Below are 13,743 nucleotides of genomic sequence, written 5' to 3'. Positions count from 1 at the left end.
GCTCCCAAAACGGCTGTTTAGTTTTTATCTTATCTTTCTTCCTGGCTATGAATGCATCAGCACAGTTAACGCCATATGAGATCAGCGGCAAAAAAGAAACTGCTACTTATCCTCAGGCCATTCAATTTTATAAAGACCTGGACCAGAGTTATCCCCAGGCCAAACTGATCAGCTGCGGAATCACTGATTTTGGTGAGCCATTGCATGTGCTGGTCCTCTCAAAAGATCAGGTCTTTGATCCTGTGGCGATCAGGAAAAGCGGCAGGCGCATTTTGCTGATTAATAATGGGATACATCCCGGCGAACCGGAAGGTATCGACGCCAGTATGATGCTGGCCCGGGACCTGCTAAAAAACGATCGCCTGCCCCAAAACACTGTGATCTGTATCATTCCGGTTTACAATATCGATGGCAGTTTTAACAGAACGGGTACCTCAAGAGCCAATCAGAACGGGCCGGTTACTTATGGCTTCAGGGGCAACAGCAGAAATTATGACCTGAACAGAGACTTTATTAAGACAGACTCCAGGAACTCCCGTGCCTTCCAGGAGATTTTTAACGCCTGGCAGCCGGAGATCTTTGTAGACACGCATACCAGCAATGGTGCAGATTATCAGTATGTGATGACACTGATCCCAACCCAAAAGGATAAGCTCAATCCTCTTCTTTCGGCCTACATGACCAAAACCATGATCCCTTCGCTGTACGAAGGGATGAAAAACAGCGGTTATGAAATGATCCCTTATGTAAATTCTGTGGAAGAAACCCCTGATGCCGGGATCACTGGGTTTTTGGAGTCTCCCCGTTTTTCTACCGGGTATACTACGCTGCACAACACCATTGGTTTTATGCCGGAAACGCACATGCTGAAAGCCTATGACAAGCGGGTCGACGCTACTTATAAATTGCTGCAGCATTACATAGACATTGTAGTACGGGATGCGAAAATTATCGGGGAAAATAAGCGGAAGGCTGAAGAACAGACTGCCCTGCAAAAGAAGTTTACGGTAGAATGGAAGCTGAATGAAAAACTGGCAGACGAGATTGAATTTAAAGGCTATACCGCCAAGCAAAAACCAAGCGGGGTAAGCGGACTCGACCGTCTGTACTACGACAGAAATGAGCCTTACACCAAAACGATAAAACAGTGGAACAACTTTGAGCCATCAGTGATGATAGACAAGCCAATTGCCTATATTATCCCACAGGCCTGGGAAAAGGTCATCGATCTGTTAAAACTAAATAGGGTAAAGCTGCGGCGTTTGCAGGAGAATACTGAGATCGGGGTGGAGCTGTATTACATTGCTGACTATAAAACACAGCCGAAGGCTTTTGAAGGTCATTATTTGCATTCTGGCGTAAAGCTCAATACCGTAAAGCGAACGCTTCAGTTTTACAAAGGCGATTATATAGTTTATGCAGATCAGCCGGTGAACCGATACCTCATAGAAACGCTGGAACCTCAGGCCACAGATTCCTTTTTCAACTGGAACTTCTTTGATTCGATACTGAGCATGAAGGAGCATTTCTCTGCCTATGTATTTGAAGATACCGCCGCGGAACTGCTTAAAAAAGATCCCGGACTGAAGGCCAGGCTGGAGCAGGAAAAGGCCAAAAACCCGGAACTGAATAAAAATGCGGAGGCCCAGCTTGATTTTGTCTATAAAAATTCGGATTATTACGAAAAAACCCATTCCCGCTACCCTATTGCCAGACTGGTAAAAGACACCCCATTAAAGCTAAAATAACATGAATTACATCAATGAGACACCTGTTGCCTCCCTAATATTTCTGTTTACGATCATCACAAGTATCTATGCCTTTAGCAATCCTGACCTGCATGGAAAATTCATGCTGAATCCATATAATGTTTCACGGCGCCATCGGGTGTATACGTTAATTACCAGCGGGCTCATTCATGCCGACTGGATGCACCTGATCTTTAACATGATGACCTTTTTCTTCTTTGCCTTTCAGCTGGAAGCAATCATAGGTTCGGTAAATTTTGCTATCCTTTATTTTGTGAGCCTGATCGCAAGTGATATTCCTTCAGTCATCAAACATAAAAATGACATCTGGTATAACAGCCTGGGTGCCTCAGGCGCAATCAGTGCGGTGCTGTTTAGTTATATCCTGTTTGTTCCGTTTTCAAGTATGATCATCTTCCCTATTCCTATTCCGATCTGGGCAATTGTATTTGGCCCCTTATACCTGGTCTATTGTGTATATGCTTCGAGACAGGGAAGAGACCATATCAACCATGACGCCCACTTTTTCGGAGCATTGGCTGGGTTAATTCTTACTGTTCTGCTGGTTCCAGGAGTAATCCCTCACTTCATAGAACAGATCCAGATGAAGATCGGCTAACTGGTAGCCGGTAAGCTTGGCGGACTGAAGTAACTGATCGGATTTGTCGGGTCCTTAATGATTTCAAACAAGGTATGTCCCCAGGGTTTCCAGAAATCCTGCAATACCTGTGCATAGGTCTTGTGCTGCCAGGGATCAAAAATAGCTTTATTGAGTGTGCCCCTGAGTGGCATGGCTTCTATATAAATTGACCCTTCAACCGGCATGATCGTATATTCCGGCAGGCGGTTGAACAAATAGGCCGAATAATAAAAGCGCGCGCAAAGCTCTTCAAACTGCTGTGCAGACAACCTGTTTCCTTTGATCTGGTCCAGCAGTTCCTGATGGTACTTTTTATTGGTACCATTGTCCTGCAAAACGGCAATGATCCCGAAATCTTTCAGTTTTAAAGAAAAGGTCATGGTATTGATCTCATCCCTGAAGCTAAAGGGAGTGTCTTTCTCTTCCAGAGGTACAACAACGATAGACCATGGTGTAAAATCCTCAAAGACCACATCCGTATACATCTTCTGGATCATGGTGTGCAGGTTGCCGAATTTGTGCATCAGCCCCTGTGACATGTTTACCCCGTCTGCACTCAGCTGCTGCTGTTTGACCGCGGCATTCATTTCCACATAGATCAGCCCGTACATGAACTTGCCGATCCAGTTGAAGACGTCTGCTTCATCCAGCCTGGAAACACTGGCATAGCCTGCTGAAAAAGCGGCACTGATCCTGTCCTCAAGCGGCTGAATAAAGTGCTCCAGCACTTCTGTATTGCAGGGTATGGTCAGGCTGTTGTACGTACGGATACTTTCATCCAGCAGCTTGATCCGTTCTTCGCCGCTAAAGCCAGCGATTTTTAACAGCCATTCCGGCAGGACCGGGGTTTCAACTACGGGAGCGGTAAAGGTATCCCCGCTTAAAAAACAGTTTTTATGCTTGAAATCAAAATTCTTAAAGGGCTGATAAATGGTGCTGATCATACTTGGGACAATATTAGGCATATTATTTTTACATTAGCCGGAGCATTCCTTTTTTTAACTTTGTTATTACCAAACACCTACTATGCAGGCTTCTTATCAACCCTATCACCTTGAACTGAAACATCCATTTGCTATAGCCCGGTTTTCCAGAACCGGCACGCCTATTATGCTGCTGAAACTCAGCTGTCAGGGTGTTGATGGTTACGGTGAAGCGTCGATGGTGCCATACATGGGTGAAAGCGTGGAAACTGCGGAAGCCTTTCTAAAAAAGGTCGATTGGAACAGGTTTACATATCCCTTCAATTTCCAGGAGGTGATTGCGTATCTGGACAGTATAGCATCCGGCCATCCGGCCATCAAAGCGGCGATAGACATTGCATTAAATGACATCAATGGAAAACTGCTGGGCAAGCCCTGCTACGAAATTTACGGAGCAGATCCTGCAAAGATGCCGCTTACTTCCTATACCATTGGAATAGACAGTGCTGAGGTAATCCGGGAAAAAGTGGCGGATGCAGTACAGCTGGGCTTTAAAGTTTTAAAAATAAAGCTGGGCAGGGACAATGACAAGGAACTGATCAATACCATCAGGGAAGTCAGCGACATGCCATTGTATATCGATGCCAACCAGGGCTGGACAGATAAGGCAAAGGCCATTGACATCATTTACTGGCTTCATGATCAGGGCGCACTTTTAATAGAACAGCCCATGGACAAGACTGATCTTGATGGCAATGCGTGGCTTACCGGGCGCAGCCCGATCCCCTTACTTGCAGATGAGGCCGTTCAAAGACTGGCAGATATGGGTCCTTTAAAAGGGGCCTACCATGGCATCAATGTAAAGCTGATGAAAAGCTGCGGTATGTATGAGGCGCATCAAATGATCTTAAAAGCGAAGTCTTTTGGCATGAAAGTGCTGATCGGCTGTATGAGTGAAACTTCCTGCGCCACCCAGGCCGGTATAGCACTGGCGCCTTTATGCGACTGGGCTGATCTGGATGGGCCGTGGCTGACGAAGAACAATCCTTTTAAAAACCCTGAAATGACAGAGGGCCGCTATGTCCTAAACCGGTTGCCCGGCTTAGGATTGACGGATATCTCTGAAGGTCTTTTTACTTCTTAAGTGTATTTCTCATTTCCCGGATCAGCTGCACTTTGAGATAGATAAAGAATGCCGCTGTAGCCAAAAACAAGGGAATGATGAGGTATTTTTGATTGTTAAAGCACCAGATCATTCCTATAATGGAGATAATAATCGCCAGGTTATAAAAAACGTTTAATGCTATTTTCTTTACCATGGTGTTAGTACACAGGCATTTCAGGATCAAAAGCCTCCTGCCAGGCTAAAATGCCACCCTGTAAATTGTAAAGATTGGTCAGGCCAAGCTGCGCCTCCAGCTGCATTACTGCTGCTGCACTCCTTTTTCCGCTTCTGCATTGCATAATTACCGGCTTATCGGTAGCAATCCTGTCAGCCTCTATCAGTATTCCACCCAGTGGAATGTTCTCTCCGTTCAGGTTTGACACTTCATATTCAAAGGGCTCTCTAACGTCAATCAATTGAAAATCTTCGTTATTGTCTATTTTCTCCTTGAGCTCTTCAACAGTTATTTCCTTAATCATGTTCTTTGATCTTTTATTCAAACTTAGATAAATCTAGGCAAGCATCCCTATAAATATAAAAAAATATTACAAACATTTGAATAACTGATTGATAGGTATTTTGTAACAACTGGGTACCTTGGGCGTTTAATAATAAGTCTTTATTATCTTTGGTTATTATGAATAAGATATCCCGTTTCTTCTGGTTCTGCTCGGGGGTGCATGTCCCTACGCTGGAAAAATATCCAACGGAGCACAATAAGTATTTCGGTATTGGGGCAACCATTTTTTTTACGGGATTATTTGCTGCCTTGTCCGGAGGCTATGCGATGTATTTTGTCTTCAAGGGAGATACCGCCGCAGTATTGTTCGCGCTCTTTTTTGGCATCATCTGGGGCCTGGCCATTTTAAATATGGACCGTTATATTGTATCCAGCATCAATAAAAGCGCATCGACCAATAAACAGATCTTACAGGCTACGCCCCGTATTTTACTGGCCATTATGATCGGCCTGGTGATCTCCCGTCCGCTGGAGCTCAAAATATTTGATAAAGAGATCAAGGAACGCCTCAAAGTAAGTTACCTCAACAACCAGCGCTCCAAAATAGACACCCTGAACATGGCTTTTGGCAATAAGTACAAAATTGAAATGGGCAAGTTGAAGGAGGTAAAGGCACAAAGGGACTCGATGCAGAGCGCTATTAAAACCGACCGCCAGAAACTCAATTATGAGATCTTTGGGAATAAGACCACTGAAACCTCTGGAATCATGGGCTATGGTCCTTATGCCAAAAGAAAGGAAGAGGAGCTGAAGCAGCGGGAACAGGATCTGGACACGCTCTCATCCGAAGTCAGAAAACTGGAAAACTTCGTAGACGAACGCAAGCAGTTTGACGGCCTGCTTTCAGAAAGATTATATACCGGCAAACAGCTGGACAGCCTGACCAGCATTGCGGGTTTTGCCGACAGGAACTGGGCATTGGGTCAGCTCAGTTTTAGCCCCAATGGGAAAAAGGACTTGAATACTTCCTTAGCCATCACTTTCATCGGGCTTTTGTTCGTCTTCTTTGAGTGCCTGCCTGTTTTTGTGAAACTGATGAGCAGCAGGGGGCCTTATGACCACTCCGTACAAAACATAGAAACCGCTCAGGTTCATGAATCTGATAAGGATAAAGATTATGAAGTCACCGTAACGGATGACGTACATGACACCCGGGTCACTACAGAAGTGACCAGACGAAAACAAAGACTAACTTCTAACTAAACTAACTGATGAAAAAAACCATTTACTTTTTGTTTGTGCTGTTCCTGGCACAACAGGCTGCTGCGCAGGACATCAATAAGATCATTACCAGGGAATATGTAGACCGCCTGATCAAAACATTGAGCAGCGATGAAATGGAGGGCCGGGCAACTTTTAGTCCGGGAATAGACAAAGCTGCAAGTTTTATAGAACAGGAATTTAAGGCGATAGGGCTGCAGCCGCTCGACGGCCAGACTGGGTTCAGACAATCCTTTGAAAAAGACGGCAAGCCCTTGTTTAACGTAGCCGGGATGATCCCCGGGAAATCAAAAGCCAAAGAGATCGTGGTTTTTTCCGGTCATTATGACCACCTTGGGATTATCAAAGGTGATGGCCAGGACACCATAGCCAACGGTGCGGATGACGATGCTTCGGGAACGACCGCAATGATCGCGCTGGCTAAATATTACAAGGAACTCAATAATAATGAGCGTACCCTGATCTTTGTGGCTTTTACAGCGGAGGAGATCGGTGGTTTTGGCGCAAAATATTTTTCTGAAAAACTAAACCCGGATGATGTTTCTGCCATGTTCAACATCGAAATGATTGGCAAGGAAAGCAAGTTTGGCAAGAATACAGCCTTCATCACCGGATATGAAAGATCAGATTTTGGCAAGATACTGCAGAAGAACCTGGAAGGCGGCGAGTTTACTTTTCATCCGGACCCTTATCCTAAGCAGAAGCTTTTTTACAGGAGCGACAACGCCACACTCGCTGCGCTCGGTGTACCTGCACATACCATCAGTACCGATCAGATTGATACCGATAAGCTTTACCATACAGTAAAAGACGAGTATTCCAGCCTGGATACAGAAAATATTCTGGCTACAATAAAAGGAATTGCACAAAGCGCGATCAGCATTATAAAAGGGACAGACACTCCGACCAGGATCCCTAAACTGAAAAACTAAGGATTTACAGTGCCTTTTCCATAATATAATCGTTCATCAGGAAACCATTGCCGATATCAATGTCAATGGTTTCTTTTACGATAAAACCTGCTTTTTTATAGAATTTCGCAGCTTTATTGTTCCTGTTGACACTGAGCTGCAGGAAAGCGCCATCGGCGCGTTTTACCAGGTTCACCACTTCATTCATCAGCAGTTTGCCCACACCTCTGCCATGTGTTTCAGGAAGCACATAAAGTTTATGCAGCTTATAGGTCCCTGTCGCTGAATCAAGAACAGAGAAGCCGGCAAAGCCGAGGTCAATGCCATCTTCTTCCGCCATCAGAAAGATATACCCCTCTTTAAACTGCGAGAGCAGTTCGCCTTTGTTGTACATTTTATCCAGCATATAGTCAATCTGCTCTACCGAGAGGTAGTCTCCGTAAGTCACGTACCAGGTTCTGTTGGCCAAGTCCTGAATGCTTTCAATGTCCTGTTCTTTAGCTCTTCTTAAAACGATCATAACACTTCACTTATAAATAAATAAGGAACGTTAAAGGTGAATTCAACGAACCCGTCAGCGATCACTTCAAAATCTTCGTTTTCGGTCTGCCGCAGGTTGGTGGTTTCAAAATATGCAAGCACTTCTATTTTGAAAATACTGCCCTTCGGTTTCCAGACCTTAAAGCCTGATTTCACAGCGTACGCTTTTTCTTCAGGAGTGAATACCACAATACTGATCCGGTCTATATAACTGCCCAGTTCTCTTAAATCGCTTTTTGCGTCAATTACATTCACTGCGGGATATTTTTCAGCAATGAGGTAATCCAGTACCACATCAAGTTCTTCCGTACCGGCCTTAATGATCTTAGTGTTTTCCTGAAAAAATTCTTCTGTTCCCGCATTCACCACCACATCTATTTTGAGGCCAAGACTGATCGCCTTTTCATAACCCGGAGCATTGACGACCAGGGTCGGGCTCCACTCCAGCAGCTGTCCAAGATATTCCTCGTCAAACGTTCCCAGGTGATGAATGTACAGGGCAGGCTCTTGTTTTTCTCTTACGATATGGTGTGATGACATGGAGCTAAGTTAGCGCCTTTCGCAGTACACTCCAAATTCTGCAATAGATGGTGATTCTTTAAATGTCTTGAATTTAATACGGACTTTTTCTCCGTATACCTTGTCAAAGCGGTGGACCTTGATCCTTTGAGCCTGATCACCCTCAGCCAGTAAATGCCATTTGTTGTCCGCAAAATATTCAAGCGTATAGGCCGAGGTATTGGCTGTGGGCTCGGTGATCACCACCATATTAAAAGGCATTTCTTTGGTCAGCTCCACTTCAAACCATGGTGCTTTAATTGCCGGGTTAGAATTCCAGGCCGAGCGAAAACTATCGTCAGTAGCAAAATCCATCAGTGCATAGTCACTGCTCCAGCTGGCATTGGCCGGTTTCTTTTTAGCGAGATTGGACGAAATGACCGGTGCATCCGCCGCAGGAAGTTTAGGGAAGCTTTGGGGTTTCTTATACAAGTTACCAATCTCTTTCAATTCGGCAATCACATTGTCGTCGATCAGCCCGTCGCGGTTTGGCGCCACGTTCAATATGAAATTGCAGAAGGCTTTGTTCATCGGAACAATATTGGTATTGACCAGGTCGGCAGCCTTCTTTACAGGTGTGGTTGGGAAAGACGTTTTCCAGAACCAGTTCTGATTGATCGGCAGGCAGGACAAGGCAGGCAATTTGTTGGTTTCTTTAGAAATGTGCTGGCCCGCACCTTGCTCGTATGATTTGATATCGGTATAGAACAACACCTCAGCAGGGTATTTCGCCGCATTGAGATCAATCACCAGGCAATTGGGCTGGATGGATTTCACAAGCTTATAAACTTCTTCAAAGGGAATGTCATCATAGGAAATCCTCGACCATGGCGCGTCCCATCCGTCGATGATCAGGGCAGAAACTTCTCCATAATTGGTCAGCAGTTCTGTCAGCTGGTCCTTCACCATTTTGATATGAGCCGGAGTGATCTGTCCCGGACGCAATTTATGGTGGGTATCCAGGATAGAAAAATACAGCATTACTTTTAAGCCCTGTTTGCGAAATGAATTGGCAAATTCTTTAACCACATCCCTTTTCAGCTGGCTGTTCATTACATTGTACGGGGTAGTCCTGGTATTCCAGATCGCAAAGCCGCTATGGTGCTTTGTGGTCAGGCAGCCGTAAGTCATGTTTGCTGATTTGGCGGCTTTTGCCCACTGATCTGTATTTAGCTTTTTAGGGTTGAAAATCTCCGGAGAAGCATCCGGATCAGCCCAGTCATCCTCCATGTAAGTAGGTATGTTAAAGTGAATGAACATGCCAAAACCAAGGTCTACAAATTGCTGCTGCAGCTCATATAAGGAAGTTTTGGCGGCTTGTGCGTTCTGAGTATACCCTTTTAGGGAAGTCATTCCGAGACAAGTCAGGAGCAGTGCTCCTGCCAGAAGTTTACTATTTTTCAGGTTCATTTCAGGTGATATATCAGGGCAATTGCTATGTTCAATGCGTACAATGGCCAATTTAATAATTATCCTAAAGCTATTCTGATTATTTTAAGGCCGCAATGTCCAATTCCCCGAATTTAATGGACTATGCTATGATCAAAAAAACCGGTAATCCGCATTTATTTTTCTTATTTTCGTTCAGGCAAACAGATTTCAGGGATAACTGCATGGATGATCAATTCATCTTCAATTCTTGAGTTTATACCAACAAGTGCAGGGCACAGCAGATTTTTACTAAAGAAAAGTGATTATTTTTTTTAAGCGCTGCGGTAACTCAGGATTTCCGCTTCTTGTCTGCACAATTTACGACTTCGTCTACTCTGCAAAATTAGGATTGGGATTGTGCATAGTTTCATACCATGAAAGCATCAACTGAGAGAAAAGTGATCAGATGGATCCACATCATCTTAAGTATTCCAATTCTGTGGTTCATATATGGGCCTGCGACGGAAACCCAAAAGGCAACCCCCACAATGAGATTTGTGTTCATGCCAATTATCGTTATTTCCGGCTTTTGGCTATGGAAGGGTCACTACATCAAAAAAAGAATTATTTCTTTATTCCGCCGAAAATGAATTCAATTTTGTGGGTAGGCATCGGCACTGACTGATCAGCCGCCTTGACATACCCGTTTGGCATCCGTACGGGCTCAGGCCTCAAGGCGCTGTAAACGGGTGTTTTCACAAAGCGATATGCTTTCAGGATTGGAGTGCTGATTTGAAGCGTTGTATCGCGTTTTAATCTAAGGGTTTGGCCTTTAACACAAAAGCTAAAGAAAAGTAGAACAGCAACAGCAGTAAAAATCTTTTTCATAAACCTGGTTTTATCTTTTCTTTAGGATGCAAAAGGTCCGGAGTTTCCATACGTTTCTATAAATCTTATGGCCTAAGCTGGCGAATACTCAAAATAGCAGTTGAAACTGCTCATCAGACATATTTATGCCAATAATTTCTCTCTTTTCATTCAGGACAATGTTTCCCGGCAGGCCACTGATATTGAATACTTTGGCTATCTCTGAGTCAAACCCGGCCGTTAATTGTACTTGTTTCCATTTTCCAATCCCATCTGCGGCAACTGCTTTATTCAGATCTGAGATATGCTCATCAAAAGAAATGGCGATTACTTCGGCATCCTTAAAATCCCTTTTTAACAGTTCTTTGTTGTGTTTTCTGCACGGTGCGCACCAGGAAGCCCAAAGCGTTAAGTAGACGAATTTTTTTGTGGACCTCTTAACCACGTCAGCAAGTTCAGGGTTGTTGAACAAGGCCTTCCGGCTGCCTTCACCCTTTAAGGCGGCTTCTCTTTTTACAAGGTCTTCCTCTACTTGTCTTTTATAATACAAACCTTCCCTCGGGTCTGGCAGCGAAATGAGTGCTCTTAGCTGATCAACATTCCAGGAATCAAAATCCTGCTTCAGATTCCAATACAGAATGGGGGTATAATAGCCGTCATTCTTAATTGCTCTTGCCGTCATAACATACTTGCCCTGATCAAAGAGCAGATTGCGTTCGTTCACAATATCGGCTCGCTGATAATTGGTTTGATAATCAGGATATTTCTTTGTCAGTGTTTCACCAACGACATCGTTTACATACTGGATACTGTCCCGGTATCGCCTGAAATCGGAATCGGCCCTGGATCCGGTAGATTTAGTCACTATTCCAAGTGGGGAGGCACCTGCCGGACAATCCCATTCGAGTTTCAGTTCTTTGCACTCCGGGGAAAGAAAAAACAACATGTATCTCGACTGATCACTCTTGAAATTTAAAATACATTCAAAAAAGTTTTCATTTATGAATGTAAAACGGACGACCCCATTTTTAACGGATACCGGATCGATCTTGATCCGTTCCTCTTCCCCCAAACGCTGTAAATTCAGTTGCGGGTGCTTGCTCAGCAGCACCTCATCACTAACTTTGACGGTTACCGTAACGGAGTCGGCCAATGTGTAGCCTTTACAATAAAATACCGAACTGATTAGCATAAAAGTAAGGCAGGTAGTGAGTTGCAGCGTTTTCATGTTCTAAATATATAGTCGCTTATCTCCCGGCGAAGAATAATTAACTTTATTTAACTTTAAACTTTAACATTAATCCAATAGCAATGGCAGCAATACCTGTTACACAACCACCCGACCCTGCGGTCAGGTCAGCTTTCATTAAGGCCGCTACCTGGCACGGGGAACTGACCGAAGCAGAGGAGCTGTACGTGCGGCTTTCTATGCAGAATCTCCTTACTTTAAAAAGAAAAAAGACCTTTTTAAACGGACATCTTAACTAGCGAACAGGCTAGAGGTTTGGCTATCAAACCACCACAATTATCGCTTTTTATTTGGAGACCTTTGCATTCTATCTGGTACCTTTTTGGTACTATGTCCCTATAATCTTCTCATAATCCTTCCAAGATGGTTGCAAGGTGGTTGGATGGTCCAATGGATTAAGCAAGCCTTTCGGGATGTTGCCGGCGCTTTCTCTTTGGCATTGCAAGATAAAAGTATCAATAGGGTAACAATACAGAAACAGTTGTCTTTGTCGCAGATGACAGGTTGACCGTGAGTGATAGTGTGTGGGTAGAGGTTTCTGACGTTAACTTGCTACATAATGCTCAATCCGGTTGGCAAAATCATTCAGATCAAACGGCTTATTGATAAACTCCTCTGCTATGCACCCTGACTTCACTTTGCTCAGATAATTATTTGCAGACATCATCATCACCGGAATATTATAAGTTTTAACACTGCCTTTAAGTTTTTTGCAGACTTCCAGTCCGTTACCATCAGGCAGTTTAATGTCCAATACGATCATATCGGGATTACGCAGTTGCATTTGCCTCCAGAAATCATTGACAGTTGAAGATACCACTACGTCATATTCATCTTCTATAAGCATAAATTCGATGACATCTCTGATTGCTGCATTGTCTTCTACAACATAAATACACTTTTTCATATCTCATCAATTTAATTATACAATTAAACGTTTATATAGTTAACTGATTTGATCTTCAGAAGTTTACAATACTTATCAACTTATCCTGAGTTATCCACTTTATGGGCTATTTTGACAGCTTTTCTATGGCGGTGTTTAAATCAGGAAGGAAGTTGACCTGGCGGCCATTGTTGCTTTCAAGAATAAAGTCTTTGATGCTTTTGCCGCCGTATTTACTGAAGTTACCGACAATCACCAGTTGCACCCTGTAGTTGGAGAATTTCTGCAGGATTTCTCCTGCCAGGCCGGTTTTAAGATCAAAGAAATCCGCGCTGATGTTTCTTTCATAGAGAATGATCTTGTCAAATTCCTGGTAGTAGAGGTCCGCCATCAGCTGCAGTCCTTCTTCCGGGTTGCTGACCAGTATCTCTTCTGATATGACTTCTGCTATTTTTATATCTCCTGCCTGGTGTGTCTCTATATTCATTGTTGAGAATATTCATGTCTGAATTGGTGGCAATTTAATCAGTATTTACTTAAAATTCCGCCCTTTATGAAAAACGTTCTCCTGTTCTTCATCCTGAACGGCAGTGAGATTGCCTAATAATTTGTTGTAATTATGGCACCTCATTAAAATAACGTGAATGACTTCTCCTTCTTTTTGCAGCCGGCCTTCTACCATAATGAGTTTGGATTGCAGGATTGTTTTGCGGAACTGGTCAAAAAGCTTTTGAAAGACCACCAGGTTTGCGTTACCCGTTTCGTCCTCTATGGTCATGAAGCAGATGCCACTTGCGGTCCCGGGTCTTTGCCGGACCAATACCAAGCCAGCGACCTTAACAAGATCGCCGTCCTTTTTTTCTTTCAGTTCATTTGCGGTAAGCACATGCAGCAGCTTCAGTTTTTCACGCACAAAACTGACCGGATGTGCTTTTAAAGAAAGGGATGTAGCAGCATAATCCTGTAATACCTGTTCGCCTGCAGACATAAATGGCAAAGCGACCTGTGCTTCTGTAACACTTTCCGATGGCTGGCCTTCAAAGAGCACAACCGGTGTGTCGGCCAAAGCAGAAACTTCCCATAGGGCCTGCCTGCGGTCGAGGCCCATTGAGCGGAACGCATCTGCATCCGCAAGTTTTTCCAG

General features: G+C 44.0%; 17 protein-coding genes. 6 read left to right on the top strand and 11 right to left on the bottom strand.

The features are described from left to right. The first annotated feature begins 47 nt into the window (after positions 1–47). Positions 48–1,748: a M14 family metallopeptidase gene (locus tag VK541_RS18850; RefSeq protein WP_324371949.1), complete on the top strand. Its 1,701-nt coding sequence runs from the start codon at positions 48–50 to the stop codon at positions 1,746–1,748. A 1-nt stretch (position 1,749) separates the two neighbouring features. Beyond that, positions 1,750–2,367 carry a rhomboid family intramembrane serine protease gene (locus VK541_RS18845; protein ID WP_324371948.1) on the top strand — a complete coding sequence of 206 codons (618 nt, stop codon included), beginning with the start codon at positions 1,750–1,752 and terminating at the stop codon, positions 2,365–2,367. On the opposite strand, the gene VK541_RS18840 is transcribed toward VK541_RS18845, so the two are convergent. Continuing rightward, the gene (locus tag VK541_RS18840; RefSeq protein WP_324371947.1) at positions 2,364–3,332 is read right to left on the bottom strand and encodes a hypothetical protein; all 969 of its coding nucleotides are present in this window, start codon (positions 3,330–3,332) and stop codon (positions 2,364–2,366) included. The two genes, VK541_RS18845 and VK541_RS18840, sit on opposite strands and share 4 nt — an antisense overlap. An 82-nt stretch (positions 3,333–3,414) precedes the next feature. On the opposite strand from VK541_RS18840, the gene VK541_RS18835 reads away from it, so the two are divergent. Further along, on the top strand, positions 3,415–4,455 hold the full coding sequence (locus VK541_RS18835) for a dipeptide epimerase (protein ID WP_324371946.1): 1,041 nt from the start codon (positions 3,415–3,417) through the stop codon (positions 4,453–4,455). Here VK541_RS18835 and VK541_RS18830 read toward each other — a convergent pair. Together VK541_RS18830 and VK541_RS18825 are read right to left on the bottom strand one after the other, a co-directional pair. Continuing rightward, entirely contained in the window at positions 4,445–4,630 is a 186-nt protein-coding gene (locus VK541_RS18830; RefSeq protein WP_324371944.1) for a DUF6358 family protein, read from the bottom strand. The two genes, VK541_RS18835 and VK541_RS18830, sit on opposite strands and share 11 nt — an antisense overlap. A 4-nt stretch (positions 4,631–4,634) precedes the next feature. Further along, positions 4,635–4,952, bottom strand: coding sequence for a rhodanese-like domain-containing protein (locus tag VK541_RS18825; RefSeq protein WP_285059879.1), 318 nt, complete (start codon positions 4,950–4,952; stop codon positions 4,635–4,637). Positions 4,953–5,113: 161 nt separating this feature from the next. Between VK541_RS18825 and VK541_RS18820 the strand changes: the two genes are divergently transcribed. Continuing rightward, a complete protein-coding gene (locus VK541_RS18820; protein ID WP_324371943.1) occupies positions 5,114–6,199 on the top strand; it encodes a DUF4407 domain-containing protein in 1,086 nt (361 codons plus the stop codon). A gap of 8 nt (positions 6,200–6,207) precedes the next feature. Further along, positions 6,208–7,149: a M20/M25/M40 family metallo-hydrolase gene (locus VK541_RS18815; protein WP_324371942.1), complete on the top strand. Its 942-nt coding sequence runs from the start codon at positions 6,208–6,210 to the stop codon at positions 7,147–7,149. 4 nt (positions 7,150–7,153) lie between these two features. Here the strand turns inward: VK541_RS18815 and VK541_RS18810 are convergent, their stop codons facing one another. The 5 genes from VK541_RS18810 to VK541_RS18790 all read right to left on the bottom strand — a co-directional run bounded on the left by VK541_RS18810 (position 7,154) and on the right by VK541_RS18790 (position 11,692). After that, positions 7,154–7,648 carry a GNAT family N-acetyltransferase gene (locus tag VK541_RS18810; RefSeq protein WP_324371941.1) on the bottom strand — a complete coding sequence of 165 codons (495 nt, stop codon included), beginning with the start codon at positions 7,646–7,648 and terminating at the stop codon, positions 7,154–7,156. Continuing rightward, positions 7,645–8,208 (bottom strand): thiamine pyrophosphokinase, encoded by a 564-nt coding sequence (locus VK541_RS18805; RefSeq protein ID WP_324371939.1) that lies wholly within the window; start codon positions 8,206–8,208, stop codon positions 7,645–7,647. The genes VK541_RS18810 and VK541_RS18805 overlap by 4 nt, the downstream gene beginning before the upstream one ends. A 9-nt stretch (positions 8,209–8,217) precedes the next feature. Next, the gene (locus VK541_RS18800) at positions 8,218–9,636 is read right to left on the bottom strand and encodes an alpha-L-fucosidase (protein WP_324371938.1); all 1,419 of its coding nucleotides are present in this window, start codon (positions 9,634–9,636) and stop codon (positions 8,218–8,220) included. A 585-nt stretch (positions 9,637–10,221) separates the two neighbouring features. Further along, positions 10,222–10,485 (bottom strand): hypothetical protein, encoded by a 264-nt coding sequence (locus VK541_RS18795; protein WP_324371937.1) that lies wholly within the window; start codon positions 10,483–10,485, stop codon positions 10,222–10,224. Between the two features lie 88 nt (positions 10,486–10,573). After that, entirely contained in the window at positions 10,574–11,692 is a 1,119-nt protein-coding gene (locus VK541_RS18790) for a TlpA disulfide reductase family protein (protein WP_324371936.1), read from the bottom strand. 83 nt (positions 11,693–11,775) lie between these two features. On the opposite strand from VK541_RS18790, the gene VK541_RS18785 reads away from it, so the two are divergent. Continuing rightward, positions 11,776–11,952, top strand: coding sequence for a hypothetical protein (locus VK541_RS18785; protein WP_324371934.1), 177 nt, complete (start codon positions 11,776–11,778; stop codon positions 11,950–11,952). 305 nt (positions 11,953–12,257) lie between these two features. On the opposite strand, the gene VK541_RS18780 is transcribed toward VK541_RS18785, so the two are convergent. From VK541_RS18780 to VK541_RS18770, 3 genes are all read right to left on the bottom strand, one after another. Further along, positions 12,258–12,620 carry a response regulator transcription factor gene (locus tag VK541_RS18780; RefSeq protein WP_324371932.1) on the bottom strand — a complete coding sequence of 121 codons (363 nt, stop codon included), beginning with the start codon at positions 12,618–12,620 and terminating at the stop codon, positions 12,258–12,260. Between the two features lie 106 nt (positions 12,621–12,726). Further along, a complete protein-coding gene (locus VK541_RS18775; RefSeq protein WP_324371931.1) occupies positions 12,727–13,086 on the bottom strand; it encodes a DUF4180 domain-containing protein in 360 nt (119 codons plus the stop codon). 45 nt (positions 13,087–13,131) lie between these two features. Then, positions 13,132–13,743 (bottom strand): OB-fold nucleic acid binding domain-containing protein (locus VK541_RS18770; RefSeq protein WP_324371930.1); only part of this gene is annotated, 612 nt, incomplete at its 5' end.

Origin of the sequence: Pedobacter sp., from assembly GCF_035317785.1 — a bacterium.
Classification (GTDB): Bacteria; Bacteroidota; Bacteroidia; order Sphingobacteriales; family Sphingobacteriaceae; genus Pedobacter.
This window is presented reverse-complemented; position numbering and strand designations above follow the sequence as displayed.

Coding starts and splice junctions, on each gene's coding strand:
- VK541_RS18805 (WP_324371939.1), bottom strand. CDS start 8,208: ATGTCATCACACCATATCGTAAGAGAAAAACAAGAGCCTGCCCTGTAC.
- VK541_RS18785 (WP_324371934.1), top strand. CDS start 11,776: ATGGCAGCAATACCTGTTACACAACCACCCGACCCTGCGGTCAGGTCA.
- VK541_RS18800 (WP_324371938.1), bottom strand. CDS start 9,636: ATGAACCTGAAAAATAGTAAACTTCTGGCAGGAGCACTGCTCCTGACT.
- VK541_RS18795 (WP_324371937.1), bottom strand. CDS start 10,485: ATGAAAAAGATTTTTACTGCTGTTGCTGTTCTACTTTTCTTTAGCTTT.
- VK541_RS18820 (WP_324371943.1), top strand. CDS start 5,114: ATGAATAAGATATCCCGTTTCTTCTGGTTCTGCTCGGGGGTGCATGTC.
- VK541_RS18845 (WP_324371948.1), top strand. CDS start 1,750: ATGAATTACATCAATGAGACACCTGTTGCCTCCCTAATATTTCTGTTT.
- VK541_RS18790 (WP_324371936.1), bottom strand. CDS start 11,692: ATGAAAACGCTGCAACTCACTACCTGCCTTACTTTTATGCTAATCAGT.
- VK541_RS18840 (WP_324371947.1), bottom strand. CDS start 3,332: ATGATCAGCACCATTTATCAGCCCTTTAAGAATTTTGATTTCAAGCAT.
- VK541_RS18835 (WP_324371946.1), top strand. CDS start 3,415: ATGCAGGCTTCTTATCAACCCTATCACCTTGAACTGAAACATCCATTT.
- VK541_RS18775 (WP_324371931.1), bottom strand. CDS start 13,086: ATGAATATAGAGACACACCAGGCAGGAGATATAAAAATAGCAGAAGTC.
- VK541_RS18850 (WP_324371949.1), top strand. CDS start 48: ATGAATGCATCAGCACAGTTAACGCCATATGAGATCAGCGGCAAAAAA.
- VK541_RS18815 (WP_324371942.1), top strand. CDS start 6,208: ATGAAAAAAACCATTTACTTTTTGTTTGTGCTGTTCCTGGCACAACAG.
- VK541_RS18830 (WP_324371944.1), bottom strand. CDS start 4,630: ATGGTAAAGAAAATAGCATTAAACGTTTTTTATAACCTGGCGATTATT.
- VK541_RS18780 (WP_324371932.1), bottom strand. CDS start 12,620: ATGAAAAAGTGTATTTATGTTGTAGAAGACAATGCAGCAATCAGAGAT.
- VK541_RS18810 (WP_324371941.1), bottom strand. CDS start 7,648: ATGATCGTTTTAAGAAGAGCTAAAGAACAGGACATTGAAAGCATTCAG.